The 13,157-nt window shown below is 66.2% G+C and carries 11 protein-coding genes; 4 read left to right on the top strand and 7 right to left on the bottom strand.

Going from position 1 to position 13,157, the window contains the following annotated elements; all coding sequences use genetic code 11:
* Positions 1 to 138: 138 nt before the first annotated feature.
* A complete protein-coding gene (locus tag AC069I_RS37025) occupies positions 139 to 2,226 on the bottom strand; it encodes an ATP-dependent DNA helicase UvrD2 (protein WP_478226684.1) in 2,088 nt (695 codons plus the stop codon).
* 63 nt (positions 2,227 to 2,289) lie between these two features.
* Here AC069I_RS37025 and AC069I_RS37020 point away from each other — a divergent pair, with 63 nt between their 5' ends.
* Positions 2,290 to 3,018, top strand: a complete 729-nt coding sequence (locus AC069I_RS37020; protein ID WP_125680464.1) for a DUF4191 domain-containing protein — start codon at positions 2,290 to 2,292, stop codon at positions 3,016 to 3,018.
* A 105-nt stretch (positions 3,019 to 3,123) separates the two neighbouring features.
* Positions 3,124 to 4,077, top strand: a complete 954-nt coding sequence (locus AC069I_RS37015; protein WP_478267440.1) for a hypothetical protein — start codon at positions 3,124 to 3,126, stop codon at positions 4,075 to 4,077.
* A 52-nt stretch (positions 4,078 to 4,129) separates the two neighbouring features.
* Here AC069I_RS37015 and AC069I_RS37010 read toward each other — a convergent pair whose 3' ends face one another.
* The gene (locus AC069I_RS37010) at positions 4,130 to 4,615 is read right to left on the bottom strand and encodes an RDD family protein (RefSeq protein WP_478226682.1); all 486 of its coding nucleotides are present in this window, start codon (positions 4,613 to 4,615) and stop codon (positions 4,130 to 4,132) included.
* Positions 4,616 to 4,787: 172 nt separating this feature from the next.
* On the opposite strand from AC069I_RS37010, the gene glnA reads away from it, so the two are divergent.
* The gene (gene glnA / locus AC069I_RS37005) at positions 4,788 to 6,212 is read left to right on the top strand and encodes a type I glutamate--ammonia ligase (protein ID WP_007033879.1); all 1,425 of its coding nucleotides are present in this window, start codon (positions 4,788 to 4,790) and stop codon (positions 6,210 to 6,212) included.
* A gap of 88 nt (positions 6,213 to 6,300) precedes the next feature.
* Here the strand turns inward: glnA and AC069I_RS37000 are convergent, their stop codons facing one another.
* From AC069I_RS37000 to AC069I_RS36980, 5 genes are all read right to left on the bottom strand, one after another.
* A complete protein-coding gene (locus AC069I_RS37000) occupies positions 6,301 to 6,735 on the bottom strand; it encodes an acyl-CoA thioesterase (protein ID WP_478226681.1) in 435 nt (144 codons plus the stop codon).
* 125 nt (positions 6,736 to 6,860) lie between these two features.
* Positions 6,861 to 9,833, bottom strand: coding sequence for a bifunctional [glutamine synthetase] adenylyltransferase/[glutamine synthetase]-adenylyl-L-tyrosine phosphorylase (locus tag AC069I_RS36995; protein WP_478267439.1), 2,973 nt, complete (start codon positions 9,831 to 9,833; stop codon positions 6,861 to 6,863).
* 105 nt (positions 9,834 to 9,938) lie between these two features.
* Positions 9,939 to 11,069 (bottom strand): inorganic phosphate transporter, encoded by a 1,131-nt coding sequence (locus AC069I_RS36990; protein WP_340684301.1) that lies wholly within the window; start codon positions 11,067 to 11,069, stop codon positions 9,939 to 9,941.
* Positions 11,070 to 11,162: 93 nt separating this feature from the next.
* Positions 11,163 to 11,918 carry a type 1 glutamine amidotransferase gene (locus AC069I_RS36985; protein ID WP_478226679.1) on the bottom strand — a complete coding sequence of 252 codons (756 nt, stop codon included), beginning with the start codon at positions 11,916 to 11,918 and terminating at the stop codon, positions 11,163 to 11,165.
* A gap of 84 nt (positions 11,919 to 12,002) precedes the next feature.
* Positions 12,003 to 12,455, bottom strand: coding sequence for a rhodanese-like domain-containing protein (locus AC069I_RS36980; RefSeq protein WP_478226678.1), 453 nt, complete (start codon positions 12,453 to 12,455; stop codon positions 12,003 to 12,005).
* A 107-nt stretch (positions 12,456 to 12,562) separates the two neighbouring features.
* On the opposite strand from AC069I_RS36980, the gene AC069I_RS36975 reads away from it, so the two are divergent.
* Entirely contained in the window at positions 12,563 to 13,009 is a 447-nt protein-coding gene (locus tag AC069I_RS36975; protein ID WP_478226677.1) for an Lrp/AsnC family transcriptional regulator, read from the top strand.
* The last annotated feature ends 148 nt before the right edge of the window (positions 13,010 to 13,157 follow it).

Raw genomic sequence — 13,157 nt, 5'->3', positions numbered from 1 at the left:
CGGGCGCTTCCCGCCCGGTACCTGCAGGTTATTGCCCCCGGCCACACCAGGGCAACTTATTTTCCAGAAAATCCGTCGAAGTTGCGAAGATCGGCTCTGAGCAGCAGGTTCGCCGCGTGGATCAAGCCTGGAACGCGGTCAAGTCTCCACCGAGGCCCGCACGACGTCGAGAACCTCCGCACCGAAGCGCTCGAGCTTCGTCGCACCGATCCCGGAGATGGCACACAACGCCGTGTCATCGGTAGGCCGCTGCTCGGCGATGGCGACGAGCGTCGCGTCCGTGAAAACGACGAAGGCCGGCACCTTGAGCTCCCGCGAGCGCTCCCCTCGCCAGGACTTCAGCTTCTCGAGCAGCTGCTCGTCCACGTTGGACGGGCAACGGGAGCACCGGCCGAGCTTGATGTCGAGTGTCTCCAGCAGCGGCCCGCCGCACACGCGGCACCGGGCCTTGCTACCGGACTGCTTCGGCTGCTGCGATCGGGCGACCCGCGCCGCCGGGTGGTCTTCGGGGATGAGGCCGTAGAGGAATCTGCTGCGTCGCCGATTACGGCGATTTCCCGGCGTCCTGGCCAAGGCCCACGACAACGAAAGATGCTCTCGGGCTCTTGTGACGCCGACATAGAAGAGGCGGCGCTCTTCCTCGATGGCCGCGTCGTCGCCGTCGGCGTGGAGAATCGGCATGGTTCCCTCGGCGAGCCCCACGAGGAACACGGCGTCCCATTCGAGACCTTTCGCCGCGTGAAGCGAGGCCAGGGTGATGCCCTCCACCGTCGGCGGATGCTGCGCTGTCGCCCGCTGTTCGAGCTCCGCCACGAAGCGAGGGAGATCCGCATCTTCGACGGTGGAAGCCAGCTCCTCGGCCAACTCGACGATCGAAAGAAGCGCGTCCCACCGCTCTTTCGCCGCGCCTCCGGCAGGAGGCTGGTCGGTGAGCCCCACCTTCGCGAGAACCGAGCGCACGTGGGTCACCAGCTCGCCGGTGTAGGTGTCGGTCGACGCCATCCGCAGCGCGGACATGGCCTGCCGGACCTCGGCCCTGGCGAAGAACCGCTCGCCGCCGCGGACCAGGTACGGGATGCCCATCTCCGCCAGAGCCTGCTCGTAGGCTTCTGATTGGGCGTTGACGCGGTAAAGCACCGCGATCTCGCTGGCCGCCACTCCGCTGTCGAGCAGATCACGGATCCTGCGCGCGACAGCCGCGGCCTCAGCGGTCTCGTCGTCGTATTCGGCGAACCGCGGGACCGGCCCGGAAGGGCGCTGGCCGATCAGCTTCAACCTCGACCCCGCAGGGCGGCCGCGCGCGGCACCGATCACTTGATTGGCGAGAGCCACGACCTCCGGAGTCGACCGGTAGTCCCGCTCGAGCCTCACGACTGTCGCCTCGGGGAACCTCCGCGTGAACTCCAGGAGCGGCCGGGGAGAAGCACCACCGAACGAATAGATGGTCTGGTTGGCGTCGCCGACGACGGTCAAGTCGTCACGGCCGCCGAGCCAGGCGTCGAGCAGCCGCTGCTGCAGCGGGGTGACGTCCTGATACTCGTCGACGACGAAGCAGCGATAGCGCTCGCGGAACTCCTGGGCTACCACCGTGTGCTCCTCGAGGACGGCCGTGGTGTGCAGGAGCAGGTCGTCGAAGTCGAGCACCTGGGCGGCGTTCTTGACCTTCTCGTAGTTGCGGTAGACCTCCGCGACCTGCGATGCGGGCGCCGGTGTGTCCCGCTGCGTCCGTGCGGCTACCGCCGGATAGTCGTCCGGCGATACCAAAGAGGCCTTGCTCCACTCGATCTCACTGGCGAGGTCACGCAGTAGTTCCGTCTCGGTGCCGAGGCCAGCCTTGTTGGCGGCTTGGCTGATGTAGCGGAACTTGTTCTCGAGCAGCTCCCAGGGCCGGTCCCCGACAACCTGAGGCCAGAAATACCGCAACTGGCGACGGGCGGCGGCGTGGAACGTGAGCGCCTGGGCGGCGTCCACACCCAGCCCCCGAAGACGCGTGCGCATCTCACCTGCGGCGCGGGTCGTGAAGGTGACAGCGAGGACCTGACCAGCGGCGACGTGGCCGGAACGGACCAGGTGGGCGATGCGGTGTGTGATCGTCCGGGTCTTGCCGGTCCCTGCCCCCGCGAGGACACAGACCGGCCCCCTCGGCGCGCAGGCGGCGGCGCGTTGCTCGGGATCGAGCCCATCGAGCAGGCCTGGACGACTCTTCGGGGACGATGCGCTAACCACGTCCCGATCCTCGCAGAGGGCCCGACGGGATCGGCGCAGGGCACGCGGCCGTATCCTGGTCACATGGCGGGAAAGCAGGACAAGGAAGCAGCGAAGCTGGCCAAGAAGGAGAAGCGTGCCGCGAGCAAGGCTCGCCGCGGGCAGATCTTCGAGGCCTTCAAGATGCAGCGTAAGGAAGACAAGGCGCTCATCCCCTGGATGGTCGGATCGCTCCTGGTCATCACCGGTGTCGTGTTCGGCATCGGGTTCATCTTCGACGTCCACTGGGTCGTGCTGCCGCTGGGCATCCTGCTCGGCGCGCTCGCCGCTGTGATCATTTTCGGCAGGCGGGTCCAAAAGACCGTGTACTCGAAGGCCGACGGGCAGCCGGGCGCCGCGGCGTGGGCGCTCGAGAACATGCGCGGCCGCTGGAAGGTGACGCCGACCGTGGCGGCCACCACCCAGCTCGACGCCGTGCACCGAGTTCTCGGTGGGCCGGGTGTCGTGCTCGTCGCCGAGGGTGCGCCGCACCGCGTGAAGTCCCTGCTCGCGCAGGAGAAGAAGCGTGTGTCCCGCCTGATCGGCGAGACACCGATCTACAACGTGATCATCGGCAACGAAGACCAGCAGGTGCCGCTGAAGAAGCTGCAGAGCCACCTGATGAAGCTGCCGCGCAACCTCAAGCCCGCCCAGGTCGACGCGCTGGAAGCGAAGCTGGCCGCACTTGGCAGCCGCGGTGCCGCCATGCCCAAGGGCCCGATGCCCGCCGGCGCGAAGATGCGCAACGTCCAGCGCACCATCCGTCGCCGCTGACGAAACGAGGATCAGGGGTCCTTTGCTACCGCCGCGTGCGGTAGCAAAGGACCCCTGATTCGTTTCCGGGCAAAAACTGTCGGTGGGTGGTCGCATGATCACTGTGTGGACGGAACCTCGAGCGCCCGGCAGAGGGCGCTGGCAGCGATGTTCCCGGACGGCGTGGCCGCCCGGGCGAAACTTGTCGCCCTCGGGCACTCCCATTCCTCGATCTCGCGCCGTTGCCGCGAAGGCGGCCCGTGGCGCCGTCCGATACCCGGCGTCATCCTTCTGACCAGTGCCACGCCGACCAAGCACCAGCTCTTGAGGGTCGCACTGACTCACGCGGGCCCGGAGGCGATGCTCACCGGAGTGCAGGTCGCCAGATTGTACGGGGTCCGAAGACTCCCGCCAGAAAGACGGGCGCACACCCTGATCCCCCACCGGAGCAAGGTCGCCACCTGGGGATTCGCCGTCGTAGAACGAACGGTCCACCTGCCGGAACCAGTGGAGATCGACGGACTGCCTGTCGCTCCTCTAGCCCGGGCGCTCATCGACGCCGCTCGACGTATGGACGAGCTCAGGTCGGTGCGGGCGATGATCCACGACGCGGTCCACCGCGGCCTCTGCACTTCAGAGGAACTTCGAGACGAGCTGGCTCGGGCCAGCACGATCGGCTCGGCGCTCCCTCGAATAGTCGTCAACGCCCTCCAGGACGGTGTCGACTCCGCCGTCGAGCAGTGGCTGGAGTCTGTGGTCGAGCGCAGCGACCTGCCCAAACCCATGCGGAAGGCAGAGCTACGGACTCCGGACGGAGTGGTTGTCGGGATCGCCGATGCCTGGTGGCCGCAGGTCGGCGTCGCGCTGCAAGTCCGCTACGACGAAGTCTCTCTCGAACCGGACAAGAGGTCCGAGATGCCGGCCCTGGTCGCTCCAGGCCTCATCGTCGTCCAGGCGAGCCCGGCACAGCTACGTGACGAGCCGCTGGTGGTGATCCAAGACCTGCGAGCAGCCCATCGCCGCGCCCGACAACGACCGCCTCCAGATCTCGGGAGCGTGCCTGCGGCACCGGCCGCCTGACCGCTGCCGCTTCCTCCGGCGAGAGCAAAGGTCCCTTGCTCTCCACCTGTGGTCATCGCATGCGGATTACGACGGTTCCGGTCAGCCGGTCGAGCCAGCTTCGCCCGTCGATGTTGCGGATTGCGGCTGGAATGATCACAAAGGTCAGCGCCCCTCGCACTGCTGCACGCCACACACCGACCATTTGCGCGCCGTCGAGCCTGGCGACGCGGATTCCGACCACTGCCATACCGGGGGTGAACCCGAAGAAGGCGGCGGGAATGACCGTGATCGCTGCCCAGACTCCGACCGACCAGAGGTTGAAGGTCTGCATGACGGCCGGATCCTGAAGGCTGGGAGTCACGAAGAGGGCGGTGACCAGCGAGGCGAGAACAAGGTCGATGAGCAGCCCGAGCAGGCGTGCACCGCCGCCCGCTACCGAACCGACACCCGACTGGGGCAAGCCGAGTCGCTCACCACGCCAACGCTGCGTACCCTCGCCACCGGCCGTCGTCTCATCGCCGGCTCCGGGCAGCCATTCTCCGGTCCATCTCGCCACCCATCCAGGGTATGCCGGTGGCGCCGACCACATTCGCCCTGGTCGACTACCCGATATCGCCGCCCCGTTAACACCGGCGAAACATACGGGTGACGGTCGGGCAACACCGCGCTCTTAGCGTGAGCCGAAGAGAGTACTGCCGCCGGCAACGAACGAGAAGGAGTCACCGAGGGTGCCCACTACTCCAGACGACATTCAGCGCCTAATCGCCGACGAGAACGTAGAGGTCGTCGACGTCAGGTTCTGCGACCTGCCCGGCGTTATGCAGCACTTCACCGTTCCGGCGAAGGCGTTCAACGAGGAAGCCTACGAAGAAGGCCTGGCCTTCGACGGCTCCTCGGTGCGTGGTTTCCAGTCGATCCACGAATCCGACATGCTGCTCCTCCCGGACCCCGAGACGGCTCGTATCGACCCGTTCCGCAAGGCGAAGACGCTCTCGCTGAACTTCTTCGTGCACGACCCGTTCACCCGCGAGGCGTACAGCCGCGACCCGCGCAACATCGCGCGCAAGGCCGAGCAGTACATCTCCGAGTACGGCGTAGCGGACAACGTGTTCTTCGGCCCCGAGGCCGAGTTCTACATCTTCGACTCGATCCGGTTCGACTCGGCCGAGCACGCCTCTTTCCACGAGATCGACTCCGTCGAGGGCTGGTGGAACACCGGTGCCGACGTGCCGGGCGGCAACCAGGGTTACAAGACGAAGTTCAAGGGCGGCTACTTCCCCGTCCCGCCGGTCGACCACTTCGCCGACCTGCGCGACGAGATCGTCCGTAACCTGCAGGGCTCCGGTTTCGAGATCGAGCGCGCGCACCACGAGGTGGGCACCGCCGGCCAGACCGAGATCAACTACAAGTTCAACACGCTGCTGCACGCTGCGGACGACCTGCAGCTGTTCAAGTACATCGTGAAGAACACCGTGTTCGCCGCCGGCAAGACCGCGACCTTCATGCCGAAGCCGCTCGCCGGCGACAACGGCTCAGGCATGCACTGCCACCAGTCGCTGTGGAAGGACGGCACGCCGCTGTTCCACGACGAGTCGGGATACGCGGGTCTGTCCGACACCGCCCGCCACTACATCGGTGGTCTGCTCAAGCACGCGCCGAGCCTGCTGGCCTTCACCAACCCGACCGTCAACTCGTACCACCGGCTCGTGCCGGGCTTCGAGGCCCCCGTCAGCCTGGTGTACTCGCAGCGGAACCGGTCGGCTTGTGTCCGTATCCCCATCACGGGCAACAACCCGAAGGCCAAGCGCGCCGAGTTCCGGTGCCCGGACTCGTCCGGCAACCCGTACCTCGCTTTCTCGGCGATGATGATGGCCGGTCTCGACGGCATCAAGAACAAGATCGAACCGCCGGAGCCCATCGACAAGGACCTCTACGAGCTTCCGCCGGAGGAGGCCCAGAACGTCAAACTCGTCCCGGGCGACCTTGGCGCGGTTCTCGACACGCTGGAAGCCGACCACGACTACCTGCTCGAGGGCGGCGTGTTCACTCCCGATGTGATCGAAACGTGGATCTCCTACAAGCGTGAGAACGAGATCGACCCGCTGCGGCTGCGTCCGCACCCGTACGAGTTCTCGCTGTACTACGACGTGTGATCGTGCGGTAGGAACACCAAGAGCACGCCGGTGGTGAGGTGCGGAAGCGCCCTCACCACCGGCGTTTCTTATGGACCAGGTAGTACGGCTACTCCGAAGTGGAGAGAACCTTCAGGTCGACGCCCGCTCGCTCGATGCGGCCACGCGGGTCGTCCACCAGTTTGCGTCGCTCGAGATCCATCAACCCCAGCGTGCACGTGATCTCCGCCGAGAGGGTGCCGTCGACCTTGTAGATGTTCGAGTCCATGTGGAAGGTCTTGCCGGTGCCGAACTTGGCATCGCAGGTCACGTCGACGACATCGCCTGCCCGAAGCTCGCGTCGGAAGACGATGTGGGATTCGAGCAGCACGAAAGCAAGATTCGCCTCACGCATACCCGCGTTGAGGCCGCCTGCGAGTTCCATCAGCTCAAGTCTGGAGACCTCGCCGTACGAGTGGTACACGGCATGGTTGAGATGGCCGAGGGTGTCCAGCTCGTAATGACGCACCTTGATCCGGGTGCGAAAGGGCTCGCGCACAGTCACCAGTCCACTGTAAGGCCACCCATCGTCCGCGACGCCGAGTGTGAGCAAGGGACCTTTGCTGCCGTCCCCCAACCCAGGCAAGCGACAGCAAAGGTCCCTTGCTCCCTAACCACAGGTCAGAGCGGTCAGCCTTGGTAGAAAAGGGTCTCCACGACCGCATGGGCACGTCGCGTCGTCCGCCGGTAGGCATCGAGGAACTCGCCTGGATCGTCATCGGCCGAGTAGCCGAGCACTCGTGCGACCGCGGCGAGATCGCGACCGGAGCTGGGGATTTCGTCGACCGCCTTACCGCGGACCAGCATCCCGGCGCTACGGACACGCGTCGCCAGCAACCAGGCCTCGGTCAGGGACTCGATCTCGGCGGGCTCGGCGAGCCCCGCCTCTGCCGCGGCCTTCAGGGCCTTGATCGTCGACGTGGTCCGAAGCCCTTCGACTTCGTGTCCATGACGCAGCTGCATGAGCTGCACCGTCCATTCCACGTCAGCGAGCCCTCCACGGCCGAGTTTCGTGTGCCGGGTCGGGTCGGCGCCCCTGGGCATCCGTTCCGTTTCCACGCGCGCCTTGATCCGCCTGATCTCCCGCACGCGGACCGAGTCGAGGCCTGCCGGCGGGTAGCGGATGGGGTCGATCATCTCGATGAACCGCGCGCCGAGGTCGTCGTCACCGGCGATGAACCGAGCCCGGAGCAGCGCCTGCGATTCCCAGACCTCGGCCCACCGCCCGTAGTAGCTGCGGTAGGACTCGAGGGTTCGCACCAACGGGCCGCTCCGCCCCTCCGGACGGAGATCGGCGTCGACGATCAGTGCCGGGTCGGCGCTGGGGGCACCGAGGATCTTGCGGACCGTCTCGGCGACGGAGGAAGCGAACTTCGCTGCTTCGGAGTCCGACACGCCCTCTGCGGGCTCGCACATGAAGAGAACGTCCGCGTCGGATCCGTAGCCGAGTTCGGCCCCGCCCAACCGCCCCATTCCGATGACGGCGATCTTCGCGGGGGTCTGGCCGAGCTCGGCCTGGCGCTGGCGAAAAGCAGCAGCCAGGGCACCTTGAAGCACGGCGACCCACACACTGGACAGCGCCTCGCAGACGGCTGGGACATCGAGCAGCCCCAACAAATCCGCCGACGCGATCCGGAGCATCTCGTGCCGACGCAACGATCTCGCGGCCGCGACAGCGGCATTCAAGCCCGGCTGACGCCGCACGGCAGCTCGCAGTGAAGTGGCTACCTCCGCCGGAGTACGGCCGGCCAGCCGCGCTGGATCGCCGAGCAACTGCAGTACTTCCGGCGCTCTGGACAGCAGGTCGGGCACTAGACGTGATGTACCGAGCAGGAATGCGAGCCGCTCGACGACGGCACCCTCGTCCCGAAGAACCCTGAGATACCAGGGCGTTTCTTCGAGTGCTTCCGAGACCTTCCGATAGGACAGGAGGCCACGGTCAGGGTCTGGAGTGTCGGCGAGAAGGTCCAACAAGACCGGCAGCAGAGCTTGCTGGATGGCCGCCCGGCGGGACATTCCCGCAGTCAGTGCCTTGATGTGCTGCAGGGCCCCATCCGGCGCGGCGTAGCCGAGGGCGGCAAGGCGGCTCTCCGCCTGTTTTGTGGTCAGCCGCAGTGCTTCGGTCGGCACGTTCGCGACCGATTGCAACAGGGGCCGATAGAAGAGTTTCTCGTGAAGACGCCGGATGCTCTGCAGGTGGCGGCGGAACTCCGCCACCAACACGTCCCCTTCACCTCTACCCCGGGCCGGGCGCACACCGCTCGCTCTCGCGATCGTTCGCAGCTCGCTGACGTCCGAAGTGGCAGGGAACAAGTGCGTACGCCGTAGTCGGCGAAGCTGGAGCCGGTGCTCGATGGTCCGGAGGAACTCGTAGGACGAAGCGAGCTCCGCGGCGTCCTTCCGGCCAACGTATCCGCCGTCCCCCAAGGCAGCGAGTGCGTCCATCGTGGACGGGGAACGCAGCTCAGCGTCGATCCGGCCGTGGACCAGTTGCAGCAACTGCACGGCGAACTCGACGTCGCGAAGGCCACCGCGCCCCAGCTTGAGCTCCCGTTCAGCGTGCGCGGACGGCACATGGCCTTCGACGCGGCGCCGCATCTTCTGCACCTCGGGAACGAAATTCTCCCGATCGGCCGCTGCCCACACCTTCGGTGCGACCATCTCCGCGTACCGACGCCCGAGCTCGGCATCGCCTGCGACCGGCCGCGCTTTGAGCAAGGCCTGAAACTCCCAGGTCTTGGCCCACTTCTGATAGTAGGCGGCATGGCCGTCGAGGGTTCGGACCAAGGCGCCCGCCTTGCCCTCCGGTCGCAACGCCGCATCGACCTCGAAACATGCCTTGCCGACCACACGCATCATCGTGCTGGCCAGCCGCGTAGATACCGAAAGATCTCCATCTCCGACGAAGATGACATCCACGTCGCTTACATAGTTCAGCTCTCGACCGCCGCATTTGCCCATCGCGATCACGGCCAGGTGGCCTTCGGCAGCGGCACTCACCTCGGCCTCCGCGACCAGCAGCCCGACGATCAGCGCGGCTTCGGCCAGCGTCGTGAGCTGGGCCCCGATCTCGGCATAGGGTGGCGGGCGGAGGCCGGGTTCGACGAGATGCCCGAGGTCGGCCGCAGCTATTCCGAGCAGCAGTTCGCGGTAGCCGATGCGAAGAGCCTGCTCCGACTCGAGCCTTGTTAGCAGCTCTCCGTCTGGTCGCAAGTGGTCGAGAAGACTGCTCACGTACTGATCCGGGGCAATGTTCTTCTCACCCTGGAGGGTTTTCCAGCAGTCGGTGTTCGCGACCAGGAAGTCCGCGAGCGCGCTCGAAGTGCCCAGAACACCGAGCAACCGGCCGCGGAAGGTTCGGTTTGTGCGGAGCGCTTGGTCGAGCTCATGCCAGGTACCGGGGTCGGCTTCCCTGATCCGGTCCAGCCCGCTCAGCGCGAGATCGGGATCCGCTGCACGGGAAAGTGCCGACATCACGGCGGCGGCGGAGCCGTCCGGGCCGGACTCGGTCCACCAACCGGCAGCACGCAGCTGCCCGTCGGCACGGGGGTCGGTGAAGCCGTATCTCGCCACGGAAGCGGTCGGCCTGGCGCGCTCAACCATCGGCTTCCACCGTAGTCGCCCTGCCGCCCGAGACCAGACGGACGCGCAAGGGAGCAAGGGACCTTTGCTGCCGCGTCGAGGCGGTAGCAAAGGTCCCTTGCTCTCCTAGGCGGCGATCCTGCCGACTTCCTGTTCAGGAACGGTCGGGGCGGGGGTGGCGAAGCTGCCCGCGTTGACGGGGCTCCGCCGTGAAAGGAGATAGATCCCGATACCGATCGCCAGGCCCGCGACACCAACGGCGATCGTGCCCACCGTGCCCGTCGACGTCACGAGGCCGGCCGCGGCACCGACGATGGCAGCGGCGGGAAGTGTGAACAGCCAGGCGGTCACCATGCGGCCGGCTGTGCGCCAGCGAACCGGTGATTCGTTCCTGCCCACCCCGGAACCGACGATGCCGCCGGAGCAGACGTGGGTCGTCGAAAGCGGAAAGCCGAAATTCGTCGAGGCGAGAATGACCGCCGCCGAGCTGGTCTGCGCGGCGAAGCCCTGCGGGCCATCGATGTCCGTCAGGCCTTTACCCAGCGTGAAGGTGATTCGCCAGCCACCCAGGTACGTGCCGAGCGCGAGCGCCAGCGCCGCGCTGACGATCACCCAAAGCGGCGGCCCGGCCCCGGCGGGGAGGGTTCCGGCGGTGATCATCGTCAGCGTGATGACGCCCATCGTCTTCTGCGCGTCGTTCGTGCCGTGGGCGAGCGAGACCAGCGAGGCCGAAATGATCTGGCCGACCCGGAAGCCAGCCGTACGGCCCCGGCGAACGAAGATCCGGTAGACGAAGTACGTCACGATCATCGCGACGAGGCCGGCCAAAACCGGCGAGAGTGCCGCTGGGACCAGCACCTTCTCGATGATCTTTCCGAAATGGACTGAGTCCGTCCCGGCCGATACCCACGTGGCGCCGATCAGCCCGCCGAAGAGCGCGTGGGACGAGCTGGACGGCAGTCCGACGAACCACGTGATCAGGTTCCACACGATCGCCCCGACCAGGCCGCCGAACACGATCGCCGGTCCGATCTTGGAGTCGTCGACGAGTCCATTGGAGATGGTCTTGGCTACCTCGACCGACAGGAACGCTCCGACCAGGTTCAGGACCGCGGAGATCGTCACCGCGACCTTGGGACGCAACGCCCCGGTGGCGATCGACGTCGCCATCGAGTTGGCCGTGTCGTGGAACCCGTTCGTGAAATCGAAAATTAGGGCCGTGACGACGACGAGCACGACCAAGACTGAGGGCTCCACCCCGACCTCCGAACCCTTCGAAATTCCCTTCGCAAGGTACCTGACGGCAAGACCCGAGTGTTAATAACCCATACGTATTTGAGACATAAGTCGTTAAGCCATCGGCAATGTACGTTGACGGTCCGCAGCCGGGACGAGGTCGCCGGACACCAGACGGACGAAGCGATGGGCGAACGGCTGCCAGGTTTCGGTGATGTCGGCATGCACCCGAGCGAGGTTTTCCGGGGTCAGTGCGTCCGGCCGGGTGAGTTCTGCCATTTCCGGCGACTGCCGCGCCCAGTCGAGGACCACATCCGGCGTCGTCTCGATATGGAACTGGACACCGTAGGCACAACGGTCGAATCGGAAGGCCTGGTAGGCGTACCGCGGCGAAGAGGCGAGGAGCTCGGCGCCTGCGGGCAGCCGGGTGATCACGTCGTTGTGAAACTGCAGGACGTCCTGCATGAGCGGTAAGTCCGCGAAGAGAGGGTCGGTCCAGGCAGCGTCCTTCTTGGACACAAGGCCGGGGCCGACCTCAGGCCCTTGATCACCTGAGGCGACGCTGCCGCCCAACGCCACCGCCAGGAGCTGACCACCGAGGCAAATCGCGAGCGTCGGGATGCGCGCACCCGCGGCCTTCGAAAGAAGCTTCCGCACGTCCGCCAGCCACGGATGATCGCCATCATCGTTGGCGCCCATCCCACCGCCGAGGCATACGACGCCCGCATACCCAGCAAGATCGGAGGGGATCGCCTGATCGGGCAGCAACCGGATGTCGAGTTCGGCTCCCGCCTCGGTGAGCCAGTCACCGAGGGGGCCGATCGGGTCTGATACATCCGGCTGGATGACGAGCAACTTGGGAACGGTCACGTCTCCAGCCTACGACCGCCGGGAGAGCAGGGGACCTTTGCTACCACTCGAGGCGGCGGCAGCAAAGGTCCCCCGCTTATTTGGTCAGCAGGCGCAGCGGGGAGTGGGCGTCAAGGTGATAGCGGGTATCGAGGCGTCCCGGTCGACGGGATAGCCGGACGCTTGCCAGGCGGTGATGCCGCCGGACAGGCGCTTGACCTTGAAGCCGAGTTCCGCGAGCCTCAGTGCTCCCTTGGTCGCGGCGTTGCAGTGGATGCTTTCGCAGTAGCAGACGTAGACGAGTTCACGGTCCAGCCCGCGGACCGACTCGGGCGTCATCTTCCGGTACGGGAGGTTGATCGCGCCTGGGATGCGAGCCGACGCGAAGGCTTCAGGGGCTCGGGTCTCGACGACCACGTACCCCTGCCGAGCACCAGAGGTGAGGTCTCGGGCCAGATCATCCGGGTCGACTTCGAGAGCGAGCTCGGCACGCAGGAGCGCGGCCGCGGACGCGCTGGCCAAGGCCGGAAACATGAGTACGCGGGGTTCGGTCGTCATGTCTCAATCCTGCTGACCAGTGATCATCCACGACATCGGAAGATCCAGGTGTTGCCGACGGCTAGCCTGGAGTTTCCTGGTGGGCACGACGATCAACCTGGAGTTCTGTGAACCTCGACGATCTAGACTGGCAGCTACTCGAACTGCTCCAGTCCGACGGCCGGTTGACCTTCTCGGAACTCGGTCGGCGAGTGTCGCTGTCCGCGCCCGCAGTGACCGAGCGGGTTCGTCGGCTCGAGGAGAAGGGGATCATCACCGGATACTCGGCCAACGTCGACGTGGCGAAGCTCGGGTTACCGATCGAGGCGATGGTCCGGGCGAAGGTGCGGAGTTTGGACACGGCGCGCTTCCGCGAAACCATCCTCCCGCTTCCCCAGATCCTCGACGCCGATCACGTCACGGGTGACGAGTGTTGGCTGGTGCGAGTCGCCTGCCGGAACACTGCGGAGTTGGAGGCACTCGTAGAGCGGATGCAGCGCTATGGGGAGACGACGACTTCGCTGGTCTTCTCGTCGCCTGTGCGCCGGCGCGCGGTTGGTCGGCCCAGCTGCTGACGACGCCGCGGGGAGCAAGGGACCTTTGCTACCACTTGGCGAGGGCGGACATGAAAAGGGTCCAGGCCCCGGGAGAACTCGTGGTTCTCGACCGGGGCCTGGACCCTTTATCAAGGTTAGTCCGGCGGTGTCCTACTCTCCCACAACC

The sequence above is a fragment of the Amycolatopsis sp. NPDC043885 genome, assembly GCF_056435685.1.
The sequence above is the reverse complement of the archived record's forward strand: the minus strand, read 5'-3'. Positions and strand labels throughout refer to the sequence as shown.